The 17,720-nt window shown below is 63.9% G+C and carries 17 protein-coding genes; 6 read left to right on the forward strand and 11 right to left on the reverse strand.

What is annotated here, in order from left to right; all coding sequences use genetic code 11:
- Positions 1–37: 37 nt before the first annotated feature.
- Positions 38–2,287 carry an Orn/Lys/Arg decarboxylase N-terminal domain-containing protein gene (locus RYH74_RS19445; protein ID WP_286101895.1) on the forward strand — a complete coding sequence of 750 codons (2,250 nt, stop codon included), beginning with the start codon at positions 38–40 and terminating at the stop codon, positions 2,285–2,287.
- Here RYH74_RS19445 and RYH74_RS19450 read toward each other — a convergent pair.
- Positions 2,271–2,489, reverse strand: a complete 219-nt coding sequence (locus RYH74_RS19450; protein WP_003261019.1) for a hypothetical protein — start codon at positions 2,487–2,489, stop codon at positions 2,271–2,273. The genes RYH74_RS19445 and RYH74_RS19450 overlap by 17 nt on opposite strands.
- A gap of 157 nt (positions 2,490–2,646) precedes the next feature.
- Here RYH74_RS19450 and RYH74_RS19455 point away from each other — a divergent pair, with 157 nt between their 5' ends.
- On the forward strand, positions 2,647–3,207 hold the full coding sequence (locus RYH74_RS19455) for an NADPH-dependent FMN reductase (protein ID WP_075045816.1): 561 nt from the start codon (positions 2,647–2,649) through the stop codon (positions 3,205–3,207).
- A 187-nt stretch (positions 3,208–3,394) separates the two neighbouring features.
- Here the strand turns inward: RYH74_RS19455 and RYH74_RS19460 are convergent, their stop codons facing one another.
- Positions 3,395–5,467, reverse strand: a complete 2,073-nt coding sequence (locus RYH74_RS19460; RefSeq protein WP_317409944.1) for a TonB-dependent receptor family protein — start codon at positions 5,465–5,467, stop codon at positions 3,395–3,397.
- Positions 5,468–5,687: 220 nt separating this feature from the next.
- On the opposite strand from RYH74_RS19460, the gene RYH74_RS19465 reads away from it, so the two are divergent.
- From RYH74_RS19465 to RYH74_RS19475, 3 genes are read left to right on the forward strand one after another with little or no spacing between them, the layout of a single operon-like run.
- Positions 5,688–5,936 carry a helix-turn-helix domain-containing protein gene (locus RYH74_RS19465; RefSeq protein ID WP_317409945.1) on the forward strand — a complete coding sequence of 83 codons (249 nt, stop codon included), beginning with the start codon at positions 5,688–5,690 and terminating at the stop codon, positions 5,934–5,936.
- Positions 5,937–5,947: 11 nt separating this feature from the next.
- Positions 5,948–6,295 carry a head completion/stabilization protein gene (locus RYH74_RS19470; protein WP_075045813.1) on the forward strand — a complete coding sequence of 116 codons (348 nt, stop codon included), beginning with the start codon at positions 5,948–5,950 and terminating at the stop codon, positions 6,293–6,295.
- Entirely contained in the window at positions 6,288–6,650 is a 363-nt protein-coding gene (locus RYH74_RS19475) for a hypothetical protein (RefSeq protein ID WP_075045812.1), read from the forward strand. Before RYH74_RS19470 ends, RYH74_RS19475 begins: the two co-directional genes overlap by 8 nt.
- Here RYH74_RS19475 and RYH74_RS19480 read toward each other — a convergent pair.
- Complete coding sequence (locus RYH74_RS19480; RefSeq protein ID WP_075045811.1) at positions 6,647–7,039, reverse strand: helix-turn-helix domain-containing protein; 393 nt, start codon at positions 7,037–7,039, stop codon at positions 6,647–6,649. The genes RYH74_RS19475 and RYH74_RS19480 overlap by 4 nt on opposite strands.
- A gap of 200 nt (positions 7,040–7,239) precedes the next feature.
- Between RYH74_RS19480 and RYH74_RS19485 the strand changes: the two genes are divergently transcribed.
- Positions 7,240–7,503 (forward strand): ogr/Delta-like zinc finger family protein, encoded by a 264-nt coding sequence (locus tag RYH74_RS19485; protein WP_075047021.1) that lies wholly within the window; start codon positions 7,240–7,242, stop codon positions 7,501–7,503.
- 81 nt (positions 7,504–7,584) lie between these two features.
- Here the strand turns inward: RYH74_RS19485 and nuoN are convergent, their stop codons facing one another.
- Genes nuoN through nuoG form a run of 8 tightly spaced genes read right to left on the reverse strand, consistent with a single transcriptional unit; the run spans position 7,585 to position 17,595 of the window.
- Positions 7,585–9,054: an NADH-quinone oxidoreductase subunit NuoN gene (nuoN, locus tag RYH74_RS19490; RefSeq protein ID WP_317409946.1), complete on the reverse strand. Its 1,470-nt coding sequence runs from the start codon at positions 9,052–9,054 to the stop codon at positions 7,585–7,587.
- A 7-nt stretch (positions 9,055–9,061) separates the two neighbouring features.
- Complete coding sequence (gene nuoM / locus RYH74_RS19495) at positions 9,062–10,594, reverse strand: NADH-quinone oxidoreductase subunit M (RefSeq protein WP_015271056.1); 1,533 nt, start codon at positions 10,592–10,594, stop codon at positions 9,062–9,064.
- Positions 10,595–10,643: 49 nt separating this feature from the next.
- Complete coding sequence (nuoL, locus tag RYH74_RS19500) at positions 10,644–12,497, reverse strand: NADH-quinone oxidoreductase subunit L (protein ID WP_317409947.1); 1,854 nt, start codon at positions 12,495–12,497, stop codon at positions 10,644–10,646.
- Positions 12,494–12,802, reverse strand: coding sequence for an NADH-quinone oxidoreductase subunit NuoK (nuoK, locus tag RYH74_RS19505; RefSeq protein ID WP_003251446.1), 309 nt, complete (start codon positions 12,800–12,802; stop codon positions 12,494–12,496). Before nuoK ends, nuoL begins: the two co-directional genes overlap by 4 nt.
- Positions 12,803–12,805: 3 nt before the next feature.
- Positions 12,806–13,306 (reverse strand): NADH-quinone oxidoreductase subunit J, encoded by a 501-nt coding sequence (gene nuoJ, locus RYH74_RS19510; protein ID WP_003261007.1) that lies wholly within the window; start codon positions 13,304–13,306, stop codon positions 12,806–12,808.
- 10 nt (positions 13,307–13,316) lie between these two features.
- Complete coding sequence (gene nuoI / locus RYH74_RS19515; protein ID WP_003251442.1) at positions 13,317–13,865, reverse strand: NADH-quinone oxidoreductase subunit NuoI; 549 nt, start codon at positions 13,863–13,865, stop codon at positions 13,317–13,319.
- Between the two features lie 11 nt (positions 13,866–13,876).
- On the reverse strand, positions 13,877–14,884 hold the full coding sequence (nuoH, locus tag RYH74_RS19520) for an NADH-quinone oxidoreductase subunit NuoH (protein ID WP_003251440.1): 1,008 nt from the start codon (positions 14,882–14,884) through the stop codon (positions 13,877–13,879).
- Positions 14,881–17,595 (reverse strand): NADH-quinone oxidoreductase subunit NuoG, encoded by a 2,715-nt coding sequence (nuoG, locus tag RYH74_RS19525; protein WP_075045810.1) that lies wholly within the window; start codon positions 17,593–17,595, stop codon positions 14,881–14,883. Before nuoG ends, nuoH begins: the two co-directional genes overlap by 4 nt.
- Positions 17,596–17,720: the final 125 nt, after the last annotated feature.

The following is a 17,720-nucleotide window of genomic DNA, read 5'->3' on the forward strand; positions in this document are numbered from 1 at the left end:
TGAAATGGACGTCATGTCCTTCGGAGGTAGCCACCTGATGTACAAGGACCTCAAGTTCCCCATCCTCATCGTGCACCGCGCCATCAAGGCCGACAGCGTCGCTGGCGAGCGTGTGCGGGGCATCGCCGAGGAACTGCGTCAGGACGGCTTTGCCATCCTCGCCGCCGCCGACCATGCCGAGGCCTGCCTGGTCGCCGCCACCCACCATGGCCTGGCCTGCATGCTGATTGCCGCCGAGGGCGTCGGCGAGAATACCCACCTGCTGCAGAACATGGCCGAGCTGATCCGCCTGGCCCGCCTGCGTGCCCCCAACCTGCCGATTTTCGCCCTGGGCGAACAGGTGACCCTGGAAAACGCCCCCGCCGAAGCCATGAGCGAGCTCAACCAGCTGCGCGGCATCCTCTACCTGTTCGAAGACACCGTGCCGTTTCTTGCGCGCCAGGTGGCGCGTGCCGCACATATCTACCTGGGCGGCCTGCTGCCGCCGTTCTTCAAGGCCCTGGTGCAGCACACCGCGCAGTCCAATTATTCCTGGCACACCCCGGGCCACGGCGGCGGCGTGGCCTATCGCAAAAGCCCGGTGGGCCAGGCCTTTCACCAGTTCTTCGGGGAAAACACCCTGCGCTCGGACCTGTCCGTTTCCGTGCCGGAGCTGGGCTCGCTGCTCGATCACACCGGCCCCTTGGCCGAAGCGGAAGCCAGGGCCGCGCGCAACTTTGGCGCCGACCACACCTTTTTCGTCATCAACGGCACCTCCACGGCCAACAAGATCGTCTGGCACGCGATGGTCGGCCGCGACGACCTGGTGCTGGTGGACCGCAACTGCCACAAGTCGGTGGTGCACGCGATCATCATGACCGGTGCCATCCCCCTCTATCTGTGCCCCGAGCGCAACGAACTCGGGATCATCGGCCCGATCCCGCTCAGCGAGTTCAGCCCCGAGGCGATCCAGGCGAAGATCCAGGCCAACCCTCTCGCCCGTGATCGCGGGCAGCGCATCAAGCTGGCGGTGGTGACCAACTCCACCTACGACGGCCTGTGCTACCACGCCGGCTTGATCAAGCAGACCCTGGGCGCCAGTGTCGAGGTGCTGCACTTCGACGAGGCCTGGTTCGCCTATGCGGCGTTCCACGAGTTCTTCACCGGGCGCTATGCCATGGGCACGGCCTGCGCGGCAGACAGCCCGCTGGTGTTCAGCACCCATTCCACCCACAAGCTGTTGGCCGCGTTCAGCCAGGCCTCGATGATTCATGTGCAGGACGGGGCCAGGCGCCAACTGGACCGTGACCGCTTCAACGAAGCGTTCATGATGCACATCTCGACCTCGCCGCAGTACAGCATCCTCGCTTCGCTGGACGTGGCTTCGACCATGATGGAAGGGCCGGCCGGGCGTTCGCTGCTGCAAGAAATGTTCGACGAGGCGCTGAGCTTTCGCCGTGCCCTGGCCAACCTGCGCGAGCACATCGCCGCCGACGACTGGTGGTTCAGCATCTGGCAGCCGCCGAGCGCCGAAGGCATCCACCGCCTGGCCGCGCAGGACTGGCTGCTGCAGCCGGGGGCGGAGTGGCATGGCTTTGGCGAAGTGGCGGACGACTATGTGCTGCTCGACCCGCTGAAGGTGACCCTGGTAATGCCAGGCCTGAGCGCGGGCGGTGCGCTGGGCGAGCATGGCATCCCGGCGGCAGTGGTCAGCAAGTTCCTCTGGGAGCGGGGGCTGGTGGTGGAGAAAACCGGCCTGTACAGCTTCCTGGTGCTGTTCTCCATGGGTATCACCAAGGGCAAGTGGAGCACCTTGCTCACCGAGTTGCTGGAGTTCAAGCGCCACTATGACGGCAATACCGCCCTGAGCAACTGCCTGCCGAGCGTGGTGGCTGCCGATGCCTCACGCTACCAGGGCATGGGCCTGCGCGACCTGTGCGACCAGTTGCATGGCTGCTACCGCGCCAATGCCACGGCCAAGCAGCTGAAGCGGCTGTTCACGCGCTTGCCGGAGGTAGCCGTGAGCCCGGCCCGGGCCTATGACCAGATGGTGCGCGGTGAGGTGGAGGCGGTGCCGATCGAGGCGCTGCTGGGGCGGGTGGCAGCGGTGATGTTGGTGCCGTACCCGCCTGGTATTCCGTTGATCATGCCGGGGGAGCGGTTTACCGAGGCGACCCGCTCGATAGTCGATTACCTGGCGTTCGCCCGGGCGTTCAACCAGGGCTTCCCAGGTTTCGTCGCCGACGTGCACGGCCTGCAGAACGAAAGCGGCCGCTACACGGTGGATTGCATCAGGGAATGCGAATGATCTCGACGCCGCTGCGCGCCAGTTCGAAGCGGTTTTCACCCAGGTGGTTGACCTTGTCGCCGATGGCCAGGCGATAGGTGGTGATGGGGGCGCCCAGCGTGCTGCCGTCGGTTTGCAGGGTCGACTCCTGGAACTCGTGCACGGGGTAGATGCGGCCTTCGGCGTCACGGGCGTGGAATTGGCCGACCATTACTGCTGCCATTTGGGTGGAAACCTCTGAATTACGTGAGAAATGTCTGCAGGCATAGACCGTGGAACAGCGTCGGAAGTTTTCGCCTTGCGGAAAAAAAACCAAAGCGCCGAGGAACGGTCATCTATAACTACAACGTCCCTTTACCCAGCAGAGGTTGGAAATTGCCATGAGCCAGGTGTATTCGGTAGCAGTGGTCGTCGGTAGCTTGCGCAAGGACTCCTACAACCGCAAGATCGCCCGCGCACTCTCGGAGCTGGCGCCGTCCAGCCTTGCCCTGAAGATCGTCGAGATTGGCGATTTGCCGTTGTACAACGAGGATGTCGAGGCCGAAGCGCCGCCGGAAGCGTGGAAGCGTTTTCGCGACGAGATCCGCCGCAGTGATGCGGTGCTGTTCGTTACCCCGGAGTACAACCGCTCGGTACCTGGCGGCCTGAAGAATGCCATCGATGTGGGCTCGCGGCCTTACGGGCAAAGCGCCTGGAGTGGCAAGCCGGCGGCGGTGGTCAGTGTGTCGCCTGGGGCCATTGGTGGCTTTGGTGCCAACCATGCCGTGCGCCAGTCGCTGGTGTTTCTGGACATGCCGTGCATGCAGATGCCCGAGGCCTACATTGGCGGCGCGGCTAGCCTGTTCGACGATGCGGGCAAGCTCAGTGACAAGACCCGGCCGTTCTTGCAGGCGTTTATCGACAAGTTCGCTTCCTGGGTGAAGTTGAACAGGGCGGTTTGAGGCCTGTTCATTCGGTGTCAGCTTTCAAAGGGGCTGCTCCGCAGCCCATCGCCGGCAAGCCAGCTCCCACACCGACCGCGTTGGCTTTGGAGATTTGCTTCTTCAGGAAATTCACATGGATTGAGAGCGATGCGGTCGGTGTGGGAGCTGGCTTGCCGGCGATGGGCCGCACAGCGGCCCCGGCGGCCTAGCGGAAGCTGTAGGAAACCCCGGCATACACGCCAAAGCCTTCGCCTGGCGTCGAACGGGCCTCATCCTTTCCAGCATCGTTGTAGCCAGGTGTCACCGTCGCCGCATAACGCTTGTTGGTCAGGTTGCGCAGGTCCAGCCAGGTCTGCCAGTCCTGCTTCGGTGAATCCCAGCCCAGGCGTGCGCCGAGCAGGGCATATTCATCGGCGTGGTAACTGTTGGCGTAGTCCACCTGCACCTTCGACGCCATCTGCGTGTTCACCCCCGCGTAGAAACCGCTCGGCCAGTCATAGCGCAGCTCGGCCTGGTAGTAGTGCATCGGGATGCCCGGCAGGCGGTTGTCGCCGAACTTGTCGTCATCGCGGTAGTGGAAGTCACTGAAGGTGTAGGCCTGGCGCAAGCTCAGCTTGCCAGTGCCGGCACGTTCCCACAGGGTACTGTCGAGGCCGGCTTCCACGCCTTGGTGCACGGTGGCGCTGGCGTTGAATTCCGAGGTGAAGTTCGGCACCACTTCCACGGCCAGCAGCTCGTGGCGCACTTGCGAGTAGTACCAGGCCAGGTCCCAGCGGCCAAGCGCCGAATCGCCACGCGCGCCCAGCTCCAGGGTCGTGGCGGTCTGGTTCTGCATCTCGATCGGCTGGATCTGCTTGCCGCCTACTTTGGGCGAGCTCCAGATCAGCGACCACGGGTGAGGTGGCTCTACCGAGCGGCTCAAGTTGCCATACACCTGCAGGTCCGGGCTGATGTCATAGCGCAGCCCCACGCGTGGCGCATAGTCCCAGTTGTGCATGCTCACCTTGCCACCCTCGGCAGGGTAAGTGACATCACTTTCACGACGGGTATAGATCATCGCCAGGCCTGTGGTCAGCCACAGGTTCGGTACCAGCTCCAGGTCATTGCCCACATGCAGCACGGTGTCCGAGCCCTGGTAGGTGAAGTCACGTGTACGCTTGCCGAACACGTCGCCCGTGCGTTCGAACTGTGAAGCACCGCTGTTGGGCAGGTGCTTGGTGGTGCGCCAGCCGACGGTGGTCTTGCTCTCGTGGCCGAACAGGGTGTCGCGGCGGAAGTAGTTCAAGGTGCCGCTCACATCGGTATAGGCCACCTTCAGGCGCATCGGGCCTTCGCGCAGGTCCATCGGGTAGTCGTGGTAGACCAGGCCAGCTTCCAGGCGCGCATCGTCGTCGAGGTAGAAGGTGGTCTTGTTGCCCACCCAGGTACTGCCCGGTTGCGGGCGGCTGTCGTCGCGGGCCAGGTAGGCCGGGTTCGCGGCGCGGGGGTGGTGCTTGATCTGCTCCTTGGTCAGGCGCCCGGCCAACTCGTTCTCGGTTTCCCGATAGCGCAGGTAGAAGCGGGTTTCCAGGTTCGGGTTGAAGCGGTAGCCGACGTTGGCGGCAACCCCCTTGGCGCTGCCGCTGCTGTGCGCCTGGTAGCCGTCATATTCCGAATCGGTCAGGGCCACGTAGTAGTCGAGGTTGCCCAGCACCTGCCCCGAGCTGATGTGCCGGTGCTGGTAGCCGCGGCTGCCGACTTCGTAGCGCACCTGCAGCGGCGCGGCGTCGTAGCCGGTGTGGGTGACGTAGTTGATCGCACCGCCAAGGGCGAGGGACCCGTGGTCGAAGCCGTTGGCGCCGCGCAGCACTTCGGCACGGCTCAGCCACAGCGGTTCGAACAGTTCGTAGGGCGTACCGCCCGGGCCGGTCAGGGGCAGGCCGTCGAACATCGTGTACACCCCGGAACCGTGGGCCCCCGGTGCGCGGTTGATGCCCGAACCGCGGATCGACAGCTTGATGCCATCGTTGCCCGCCGATTGCGCGAATACCCCGGGCTGGTAGGCAAGTACATCCTGGTTGCTGGCAACCCGGCCTTGCCCTACACGCTGCATGTCCACCAGGTTGCTGGCGCCCGGCACTTCGTGCAGGCGTTCGCTGGCGGCGGTCAGGTCGTTCTGCTCCTCATCGGTGATCAGCACCTGGCCCAACTCGACCGAAGGTGCCGCCAGGGCGGGCTGGGAGGCAGCGAAAGCAGCCAGCAGGCCGAGGCAGGATGGTGGGGGCAAAACGCAACGCATTGTACGACTCCAGGCGAAAGGCGAATGGACAACGGCGTTGAGACGAGCGAAATGCCGCTTGGAGCACGAGGAAAGTCGACAAATATCGCGCAACCTTCGTCAGACGGTTTTGTACGAAAGTTCTTTACAAGCCGTAGCGATGGAGCAGGGCGACCCGCGCTTCGTAAGGTGATTGCAGACCGGCAGCGATGCCTCGCTCAATCACCCGTGGAGTTCAAACATGACTGACAACGCACGACACTCGCAGCCCCCCCTGGCGGACGCCCCGGTTCGCCTGACGCCACGTGAACGGCAAGTGCTGTTGTGGTGTGCCTACGGCAAGAGCTCGTGGGAGATTGGCCGGATCCTGGAATGCAAGGAATCGACGGTGAACTTCCATGTGTCGAACATCCTGCGCAAGTTCGATGTGCCCACGCGGGTGGCTGCGGTGATCAAAGCCATTCGCTACGGCATGCTGGCCGAGCAGTGAGGGGGTGAAGCATGGGCAACGATCCTCGGTTACCGCGTTTTGCCGACTGCCATGACCCGTTCTGGCCACGGGTGGACCTGGGCAGGCTGCGTGAGCGCCTGAACCTGCAGCGGCCTGTCAGTGAGGCTGCGCTGGAGGTGGCCGCACGCTGCGCGGCCATCGACGCGGCACGCGAATTCGCGCGCTGGCGCGCGGTGTTGCGAGAACGGGGCTACAAGCGCCTCGAGGATGTGGCCGGGCATGACCAGGGGCGTGCATTGCGGGTGTGCTACATCCGCTTTGTCGAAGCCGCGGTCATGCATAGCCTGGGCTCGACCGCCTACCTGCCCGCCGCACACAGAGGGGCTGCCCATGACTGAAGAATCTGTTTTCGACAGCCTGGCCCCGGCGTTGGTGGAGTTGCTGGGCGTGGATGGCAATGTCCTGTTTGCCGCGCTGCTGGGGGCTTTGCTGGTGAGCGCGGCGCGCGACCGGTTGATCACCAACAAGGCCAGGCGCCTGACGCTGGGCAAGAAACTGTTGCTGGTATTCGTGACCGTGGGGGTGGGCCACCTGTTCGAGCCGCTGGTCTCGTCACTGGTGCCCCTGCTGAGCCGTGGCATGGCGGCGTTCGTGGCTGCCGTGGTGGTGATCCCCATCAGCCTCAAGGTGATGGTCTGGCTGGATACCCTGGACCCGCGCGAACTCATCCAGCGCTGGCGCCGCCGGGGTTAGCCGCTGGCGGCATTGGGCGGGCGACTGGTCAGCGCGCTCAATTGCCGTTCCAGCTGCTGGATGCGTTGCTTGTCCTGGACCAGCAGGAGAACGGCCTGGCGATCGGCAAGCGACAAGGTGCGCAGGCGCGCGAGCATGTCGTGTTCCCAGCCGTCTTCGTCCAGGCCTGCGCGATGTCGTTCGGGTTCACCCAGCAGAAGCCAGTCCAATGAGCATGCGTATTGCCTGGCGATGTCTATGCATAGTGAATAAGGAATGCTGTCGCGCACCTTCCAGCTGCTCAATGTCTGCGGGCTGATCGAAAGCGCTCTGGACAGCTCGGCATCGGATTCCGTAGCGGTCAGAAGCTTCAGCCTGGCCAGCACCGAAGCAAGTACGTGGGTACTCATAACAAATATCCATGACTGGTTTAATGATATTCCATGGGCTTAAACTACTCGTTATGAATACAGCCCTGCGTTTTAAGGAGCGTTCCTGCAATGAGAAGCATCAAACTGAAGAATACACCTATATATGCAGCCAATACTGACAAAACCGGACGATTATTCTCACAGAAGGTAAGCCTGAACAATGTTTGCAGGTATTTGCCGTGAGTACATACAAGCTGGTTTGCCCGCATTGCCACAGCCGGATGCGCATACGCACCAGTGAAGGGCGTCATATTTTCCTGCGGATCGCCTATTTGCAATGCACCAACGAGGCATGTGGCTGGTCGGTGCGCGCCGAGTTCGAAATGACCCATGAACTCTCGCCCAGCGGCATGCCCAACCCGGAAGTGTACCTGCCTTCGGCCAATGGTGATTTACGCAAGGCAGCGCTGCCGGGGTCCGCGCAGGACAATCCCGGTAAATGAGCCTTCATGCTCACGGATAAAAAGCGCGCAGATAAAAAAACACCCCGCATGAGCGGGGTGTCTTGTTTTACCGGGGCGCGATTAGCCGATCAGTTGCAGGCCGGCTTGCTGGACCATTTCCAGCAGCGGTTGCGGGTACACACCCAGCACGAAGGCGAGAATGGCGATGGCCAGCAGCATGACGCCGCCGGTGCGCTGTTCCCACTTCAGCGGGGCGTCGTGGCGACGCAGGTTCGGCTCGACCAGGTACAGGGTGACCATGACGCGCAGGTAGTAGTAGACACCGATGGCGCTACCGATCACCAACGCACCGACCAGCCACCACAGGTGCGACTCGACGCCAGTGGCAATGATGTAGAACTTGCCGATGAAGCCGGCGGTGAGCGGGATGCCCGCCAGCGACAGCATCATCACGGTCAGTACCGCAGTCAGGTACGGACGACGCCAGAACAGGCCGCGGTACTCGTACAGTGCATCGGCGTCACGGCCGCCGTAAGGCGAGGACATCAGGGTGATGACGCCGAAGGCGCCCAGGCTGGTGATCACGTAGGTGACCAGGTACACGCCCATTGCTTCCAGTGCCAGGCCCTTGTTGGCGACCAGGGCGATGACCAGGTAACCGAAGTGGGCGATGGACGAGTAACCGAGCAGGCGCTTGAGGTTGCTCTGGGTCAGTGCCAGCAGGTTACCGATCAGGATCGAGGCCACGGCAATCACCGCCAGCACGGTGCTCAGCACGCCGCTGCTGGCAGCAGGGGAGAGCATGAACAGGCGCACGACCACGGCGAACACCGCAACCTTGCTGGCGGTGGCCAGGAAGGCGGCGACCGGTGCCGGGGCGCCTTCGTACACGTCCGGGGTCCACAGGTGGAACGGTACCAGCGACAGCTTGAAGGCCAGGCCGACCAGCATCATGCCCAGGCCCAGCTGGGCCACCAGGCTTGGCATGCTGGTGGCGGCCAGGGCCTTGCCGATCTGGTCGAAGCTCAGGCTGCCGGCGTCGGCGTAAAGCAGGGCCATGCCGAACAGCAGGAAGGCCGAGCCAGCGGCCGACAGCACCATGTACTTGATGCCGGCTTCCAGCGAGCGCTTGTTGAAGAAGGCATACGCCACCAGGCCGTAGACCGGTACCGACAGCAGCTCCAGGCCGATGAACAGGCCGGCCAGGTGGTTGGCGCTGACCAGCACCAGGCCACCGAGGGCCGACATCAGCAGCAGCAGGTACAGTTCTTCACGGTTGCCCGGGAAGCCCTTGGAGCCTTCGCCGAGGTAGGCGTGGGCGAGGGTGACGCAGGCCAGCGTCGCCACCAGGATGATCGCCATGTACAGGCAGGCGAACTTGTCGATGGTGATCAGCGGGGTGACCGCCAGCGGCGCAACCTTCAGTGCCGGCAGGATCGACAGCAGGGCCAGGTTGAGGCCCACGGTGGACAGCAGGAAGGTCTGCGAGTGGTTGCGCTTCCAGGCGATCGCCAGCATCACCACCACCGTGGTGATGGTGGTGATCAGCATCGGCGCCAATGCGATGAAGTGTTGAGTGGTGAATTCCATAGCGCTCTTACCGGGCCGAAGCGAGTTGAGTGAAAGCGGAACCGAGCCACTGCTGCACACCACTCATGGTGGCGGCAGAGGTGTCGAGGAACGGCTGCGGATACACGCCCAGCAGGATCAGCAGTACCGCCAGACCCAGGACCATGATCAGCTCGCGACCGTCCATGCCGGCCAGCACGGTGTCGGTCTTGGCCGGGCCGAAGTAGGCGCGGTGGATCATGATCAGCGAGTACACCGAACCGAACACCAGGCCAGTGGTGGCGATCACGGTGATCCACGGCACGCTGGCGAAGCTGCCGATCAGGATCAGGAACTCGCCGACGAAGTTGCCGGTACCGGGCAGGCCCAGGGAGGCGGCGGCGAAGAACAGGCTGATGGCTGGCAGGTAGGCGATGCGGTGCCACAGGCCACCCATCTGGCGCATGTCACGGGTGTGCAGGCGCTCGTACAGCTGGCCGGCCAGGATGAACAGCGCGGCAGCGGACAGGCCGTGGGCCAGCATCTGGATCACCGCGCCTTGCAGGGCCTGCTGGCTGCCGGAGTAGATACCGATCAGTACGAAGCCCATGTGCGAGACGCTGGAGAAGGCGACCAGGCGCTTGATGTCGGTTTGCGCGAAGGCCAGGAAGGCACCGTAGAAGATACCGATCAGGCCCAGGGTCATGGCGATTGGCGCGAACTCTGCCGAGGCGTTCGGGAACAGCGGCAGGGCGAAGCGCAGCAGGCCGTAGGCCGCAGTCTTCAGCAAGATACCGGCCAGGTCCACGGAGCCTGCGGTCGGTGCCTGGGCGTGAGCGTCAGGCAGCCAGGAGTGGAACGGCACCACCGGCAGCTTCACCGCGAAGGCGATGAAGAAGCCCAGCATCAGCAGGTACTCGGTACCGGCTGGCAGTTCGGCCTTGAGCAGGTCGCTGTAGTTGAAGGTGATCACGCCGGTGTTGGTGTAGTTGACCAGCACCAGGCCGAGGATCGCCACCAGCATGATCAGGCCGCTGGCCTGGGTGAAGATGAAGAACTTGGTCGCCGCGTAGATCCGGGTCTTCTTGCCGTCCGACGAGCTGTGACCCCAGAGCGCGATGAGGAAGTACATCGGCACCAGCATCATTTCCCAGAAGAAGAAGAACAGGAACAGGTCCAGGGCCAGGAACACACCGACCACGCCGCCGAGGATCCACATCAGGTTGAGGTGGAAGAAGCCGACGTGACGCTGGATCTCTTTCCAGGAGCACAGTACCGACAGCACACCGAGCAGGCCGGTGAGCAGGATCATCAGCAGCGACAGGCCGTCGAGGGCCAGGTGGATGCTGATGCCGAAGCGCTGGATCCACTGGACTTTGTATTCCAGGGCCCAGGCAGGCTCGGCGCCCGGAGCGGGGGCCAGGGTGTAGTCGCCGTTACCCCACAGCCACAGGCCGATGCCGAGCAGCAGGGACATGGTCAGCAGCGCGATCCAGCGCGGCAGGGTGGCGCCGAAGCGCTCACCCAGCCAGCACAGGAAGCCGCCGATGAAGGGGATCAGGATCAGCCAAGGCAAAATCATGACGGGTTCGTTTCCTTTTGCAGGGTCGCAAGGTTCGCAAGGTTCATGGTCATACCGCGGCCACTACCACAGCGCCGAGTACCAGCACTGCGCCAACGGCGATCGAAGCGGTGTACCAGCGCAGCTGGCCGGTCTCGGTCTTGCTCATGGCGACGTGGCCGCCGCGAGCCAGGCGAGGGATCAGGCCGATGCTGCGGTCAACCGGGTCCTTGCGCAGGATGTGGCTGATCAGCAGGTAAGGTTTGACGAACAGCTTGTCGTAGATCCAGTCGAAGCCCCAGGCGGCGAACCACCAGGCCGACAGGACACGACCGATACCGCTGTTGGCGACGGCGCTGACGAAGCGGCGCTTGCCCAGGAACAGCAGGGCCGACAGCAGGATACCGGCGATGGCGATGGCGCCCGAAGTGAGCTCCAGCGCGTGCTTGGCTTCGCCACCGGCGTGGCCGGCGCTTTCAGGCAGCACACCTGCCAGCGGCGGGGTGATCCAGGCGCCGACGAAGGTCGACAGCACGATCAGCACGCCCAGCGGCAGCCAGTGGCTGATGCCGTGGCCAGCGTGGGCTTCGGTCTTGGCTTCGCCGTGGAAGGCGATGAAGATCAGGCGGAAGGTGTACAGCGAGGTCATGAACGCACCGACCAGGCCGGCGTACAGCAGGCCGGTGTTGCCGCTGGCGAAGGCTTCCCAGAGGATTTCGTCCTTGGAGTAGAAGCCCACGGTCACGATCGGCAGTGCAGCCAGGGCAGCGCCACCGACCAAGAAGCTGGCGTAGGCCAGCGGCAGTTTCTTCCACAGGCCGCCCATCTTGAAGATGTCCTGCTCGTGGTGGCAGGCAACGATCACCGCACCGGAGGCAAGGAACAGCAGGGCCTTGAAGAAGGCGTGGGTCATCAGGTGGAAGATCGCCGCGTCCCAGGCGCCAACGCCCAGGGCCAGGAACATGTAGCCGATCTGGCTCATGGTCGAGTAGGCGAGGATACGCTTGATGTCGGTCTGTACCAGCGCGGCGAAGCCGGCCAGTACCAAGGTCACGCCACCGACCACGCCTACCAGGTGCAGGATGTCCGGCGCCAGCAGGAACAGGCCGTTGGTACGGGCGATCAGGTACACGCCCGCGGTCACCATGGTTGCCGCGTGGATCAGTGCGGAGACCGGAGTAGGGCCGGCCATCGCGTCGGCCAGCCAGGTCTGCAGTGGCAGCTGGGCCGATTTACCGACCGCACCACCCAGCAGCATCAGGGTTGCCAGCACCATCCAGGTGTCGCCAGCCTGGAACTTCTGCGGGGCCAGCACCAGCAGCTCCTGCACGTTCAGGGTACCCAGCTGGACGAACAGGATAAACAGGCCGATGGCCATGAACACGTCGCCGATACGGGTGACGATGAATGCCTTGAGTGCCGCGTTACCGTTGTTGCGGTTGCTGTAGTAGAAACCGATCAACAGGTACGAGCACAGGCCCACGCCTTCCCAGCCGAAGTAGATGAACAGCAGGTTGTCGCCCAGCACCAGGAACAGCATGCTGGCGATGAACAGGTTGGTGTACGCGAAGAAGCGCGAGTAGCCGGCTTCGCCACGCATGTACCAGGAGGCGAACAGGTGGATCAGGAAGCCGACACCGGTGACCACGCCGAGCATGGTGACCGACAGGCCGTCCAGGTACAGGGTGAAGTTCGGCGCGAAGCCGTCCACCGACATCCACTGCCACAGCAGCTGGCTGTACGCGCCGCCTTCAGGCGGGGCGACGTTGAATTGCCAGATGACGTAGGCGGCGGTGGCGGCCGAAAGGCCTACCGAGCCGACGCCGATCAGGGCGGACAGGTTCTCCGAGAACCGCCCGCGCGAGAACGACAGCAGCAGGAAGCCGACGAGGGGGAAGACGAAAGTCAGGAAGAGAAGGTTCATCCGCGCATCTCACTGGCAGCATCGATGTCGAGAGTGTGGAAGCGGCGATACAGCTGCAGCAGGATGGCCAGGCCAATACTGGCCTCGGCGGCTGCCAGGCTGATCACCAGAATGAACATCACCTGGCCGTCGGGCTGGACCCAACGGGCACCGGCGACGACGAACGCCAGGGCAGAGGCGTTCATCATGACTTCCAGGCTCATGAGCACGAAGAGGATGTTGCGGCGGACCATCAGGCCAACCAGACCTAAGCAGAACAGGATGCCGGCGACTGCCAGACCATGCTCGAGAGGGATAGCACCCATGATTTACTCCTTCGCCTCGTTGCGGCCCAGGTGGAAGGCGGTGACGGCCGCGGCCAGCAGCAGCATCGAAGCCAGTTCGACCACCAGCAGGTAGGGGCCGAACAGGCTGATGCCGACTTCTTTCGGGCCCACGGTGGTACCGCTGATGCCGGCGCCGCTCGGGGTGACGAACAGCACGTACAGCAGCTCCAGCAGCAGCAGGGCGGCGAGGATCACCGGCCCGGCCCAGATACCGGGCTTGAGCCAGCCCCGTTCCTGGGCGACCGAAGCCGGCCCGAGGTTGAGCATCATCACCACGAACACGAACAGCACCATGATGGCGCCGGCGTAGGCGATCACTTCCAGGGCGCCGGCGAACGGCGCACCCAGGGCGAAGAAGATCATGGCCACGGAAATCAGCGAAATGATCAGGTAAAGCAAGGCGTGCACGGGGTTGGTGCCGGTCACCACCCGAAGGGTGGAGACCACGGCGATCCCGGATGCGAAGTAGAAAGCGAATTCCATCTTTCTGTCCTTATGGGAGCAAGCTCTTCACGTTGATCGGCTCGGCTTCGTTCTGTGCAGAGCCCTTCGGCTTGCCAGCGATTGCCATGCCGGCAACACGGTAGAAGTTGTAGTCAGGGTTCTTGCCGGGGCCGGAGATCAGCAGATCTTCTTTCTCGTACACCAGGTCCTGACGCTTGAACTCGGCCATTTCGAAATCCGGAGTCAGCTGGATCGCGGTGGTCGGGCACGCTTCTTCACACAGGCCGCAGAAGATGCAGCGCGAGAAGTTGATGCGGAAGAACTCCGGGTACCAGCGGCCGTCCTCGGTCTCGGCCTTCTGCAGCGAGATGCAGCCGACCGGGCAGGCCACCGCGCAGAGGTTGCACGCTACGCAGCGCTCCTCGCCATCGGGGTCGCGGGTGAGGACGATGCGGCCGCGGTAGCGCGGCGGCAGGTACACGGGTTCTTCGGGGTACTGCAGGGTGTCGCGCTTGCGGAACCCGTGGGAGAACACCATTGCCAGGCTGCGCAGCTGGGTGCCGGTGCCCTTAACGATGTCGCCGATATACTTGAACATGGGTCAAATCCTCACTGGGCCGCGACGGCTGGCGTGTTGTAGAGCACGATCGCAGCGGTCACCAGCAAATTGATCAGGGTCAGCGGCAGGCAGAACTTCCAGCTGAAGTCCATCACCTGGTCATAGCGTGGGCGCGGGATCGAGGCGCGCAGCAGGATGAACAGCATGATGAAGAACGCGGTCTTCAGCGCGAACCACAGGAACGACAGTTGCGGCAGGATGCCGAACGGGCCGTGCCAGCCGCCGAAGAACAGGGTTACCAGCAGCGCCGAGATGAGGATGATGCCGATGTACTCACCGACGAAGAACATGCCCCATTTCATGCCGGCATACTCGATGTGGTAGCCGTCGGCCAGTTCCTGTTCCGCTTCTGGCTGGTCGAACGGGTGACGGTGAGTCACGGCGACGCCAGCGATGAAGAAGGTGCAGAAGCCGAAGAACTGCGGAATGATGAACCACAGGTTCTGGGCCTGGTATTCAACGATGTCGCGCATGTTGAACGAACCCACCTGCACCACCACGCCCATCAGCGCCAGGCCCAGGAACACTTCGTACGACACGGTCTGTGCCGAGGCACGCAAGCTGCCCAGCAGGGCGTACTTGTTGTTCGACGACCAGCCGGCGAACAGCACCGCGTAGACCGACAGGCCGGCCATGGCGAAGAAGAACAGCAGGCCGATGTTCAGGTCGGCGACGCCCCAGGTCGGGGTGATCGGGATGACCACGAAGGCGATCAGCAGGGCGCTCATGGCCACTACCGGTGCCAGGGTGAAGATCACGCGGTCGACGAAGGGCGGGTTCCAGTCTTCCTTGAAGAACATCTTCAGCATGTCGGCAGCGATCTGGAACATGCCGAACGGGCCGACGCGGTTCGGACCGTAACGGTCCTGCCACCAGCCCAGCAGGCGGCGCTCGACGAAGCTGAGCAGCGCGCCGCAGACCACCACCGCCAGCAGGACCACGATGGCCCGCAGCACGGTCAGGATCACATCGATCACTTCGGGGGTGAACCAGCTCATTGTGCTGCCTCCTGCAGACCTTCGACGGATGCACCGAAGATGGCAGGCGGAATGCCGGCCAGGCCTTTCGGCAACGCGACCAGGCCAGCGCCCAGCTCTTCATTGATACGCAGCGGCAGGCGCAGGGCCACACCGGCAACGTTCAGGCTCAGCAGGGCACCGTCGTTGACGCCCAGGCGGTCGGCTTCGGACTTGGCCAGGGCCACGTAGGCTGCCGGGATGCGCTCTTGTACCGGTGCGGCGCGCGAGGAGCTTTCTTCGCTGCCGAACAGGTGGAAGAACGGTACGGCAGTCCAGGTGCCACGGGCCGGGTTGAAGGCGCCCGGAATGGCGTTGAACCAGTGCAGGCGGTCGCCTTGCGATTCGATCAGGCGTACGCCCGGGTCACCGGCACGCAGGTGGCCACCGACCTCGTCCTGGAACTTGTTCCAGGCTTGCGGCGAGTTCCAGCCCGGCGACCAGGCGAACGGCACCTGCTGGCGCGGTTCGGCCGAACCCGAGTAGCCTTCCATGGAGAAGGCGAACGCGGTGTCCTTGTCTTGCGGGGTACGCGGCTCGTGCACGCTGATGTTGGCGCGCATGGCGGTACGGCCGGAGTAGCGCAGCGGCTCACGGGCCAGTTTCATGCCCTTGATGCGGAACGCGGCGCTTGGCGCGGCGTTGACGATGCCGGCCAGTTGCGGGGCGGCTTCGGCGCAGGCGCTGGTGACGTGGTCCAGCTGGGTCCAGTCGACCGGCTTGTTCAGCAGGGTGGCACGCAGGGCGTGCATCCAGCGCCAGCCTTCGTGGATCTGGATGCTGCTGTCCAGGTATTGCGGGTCGAATACCTGGAAGAAGCGCTGGGCGCGGCCTTCCTGGCTGACCAGGGTACCGTCGCCTTCGGCGAACGAGGCGGCCGGCAGCACCAGGTGGGCGCGGTCGACAGTCGGGGTTTTCGAGTGGTCGGCAACGATCACTACCTTGGCCGCGGCCAGGGCTGCATCGACCTTGGCGGCCGGTACGCGGGCGTACAGGTCGTTTTCCAGCACGACGATGGCGTCGGCCTTGCCGCTGATGACCGCGTCCAGCGCGGCATCGACCGACTCGCCACCGAGCATGGCCAGGCCGAGGCTGTTGGCTTCAGGCACCACCAGGCTCAGCGAGCCGTTCTTCTCGCGCAGTTTCAGCGCCTTGGCGATGTTGGCGGCAGCTTCGATCAGCGCCGGGTCGGCCAGCGAGGTACCAGCTACGACCAGTGGGCGCTTGGCCGCGACCAGGGCGTCGGCGATGCGCTGGGCCAGGGCTTTCGCTTCGGCGTCCAGGCCTTCTACGGCAGGGGCGCTCGGGTCGATGGCGTGGGCCACGGCGAAACCGATGCGGGCCAGGTCGGCCGGGGCGGCGTGCACGCATTCTTCGGCGACGTCGTCCAGCTTGGTTTCAGCCAGCGAAGCGATGAACAGCGGGTACAGCGCGTGCTGGCCGATGTTCTTCACGGCGGCGTCGAGCCACGGCTGCACCTTCATCGCTTCGGCCATGGCCTCGGCCTTGCCCTTGGTGGCCTGGCGCACGGCCAGGGCGACGCGGGCAGCGGTCTGGGTCAGGTCTTCACCGAGCACGAACACGGCGTCGTGGTCTTCGATGTCGCGCAGGGTCGGCACCGGCAGCGGGCTGTTGTTCAGCACGTTCAGGGCCAGGCGTACGCGGGCCAGTTCACCGGCTTCCATGCCCGAGTAGAAGTACTCGGCACCGACCAGCTCACGCAGGCCGTAGTTGCTTTCCAGGCTGGCGCGTGGCGAGCCGATACCGACGATGGTACGGCCGCGCAGCAGGTCGGCGGCCTTGTCCAGGGCGGCGTCCAGGCCCAGCTTGGTGCCGTCGGCCAGGTGTGGCTGGCGTGGGCGATCCTTGCGGTTGACGTAGCCATAGCCGAAGCGGCCACGGTCGCACAGGAAGTACTGGTTGACCGAACCGTTGAAGCGGTTTTCCACCCGACGCAGTTCGCCGTAGCGCTCGCCCGGGCTGATGTTGCAGCCGCTGGAGCAGCCGTGGCAGATGCTCGGGGCAAACTGCATGTCCCACTTGCGGTTGTAGCGCTCGGAGTGGGTCTTGTCGGTGAACACGCCGGTCGGGCAGACCTCGGTCAGGTTGCCGGAGAATTCGCTTTCCAGCACGCCGTCTTCGACGCGGCCGAAGTACACGTTGTCGTGGGCGCCGTAAACGCCCAGGTCGGTACCACCGGCATAGTCCTTGTAGTAGCGCACGCAGCGGTAGCAGGCGATGCAGCGGTTCATCTCATGGGCGATGAACGGGCCGAGGTCCTGGTTCTGGTGGGTACGCTTGGTGAAACGGTAGCGGCGCTCGTTGTGGCCGGTCATTACCGTCATGTCCTGCAGGTGGCAGTGACCGCCTTCCTCGCACACCGGGCAGTCGTGCGGGTGGTTGGTCATCAGCCATTCGACGACGCTGGCGCGGAACGCCTTGGACTCTTCATCGTCGATGGAGATCCAGGTGCCGTCGGAGGCAGGGGTCATGCAGGACATGACGATACGACCGCGGGTGTCGTTCTCGTCGGTGTACTGCTTGACCGCGCACTGCCGGCAGGCGCCAACGCTACCAAGCGCCGGGTGCCAGCAGAAATAAGGGATGTCGAGGCCGAGCGACAGACAGGCCTGTAACAGGTTGTCTGCACCGTTGACTTCGAGCGCTTTGCCGTCTACGTGGATAGTGGCCATTGTTCAAAGTTCTTCGTTGGCCCGCGTGAGCGGGCGTGGCTAATGGAAATCGGTGAGCTTGTGACACGCCACGATTTCTCGGGCCTGCCGCCAAGCTGGCGAGTGGCACGGACCACCCGCCTAAT

Source organism: Pseudomonas sp. LSJ-87, from assembly GCF_032971465.1.
GTDB classification, from domain to species: Bacteria; Pseudomonadota; Gammaproteobacteria; order Pseudomonadales; family Pseudomonadaceae; genus Aquipseudomonas; species Aquipseudomonas putida_Z.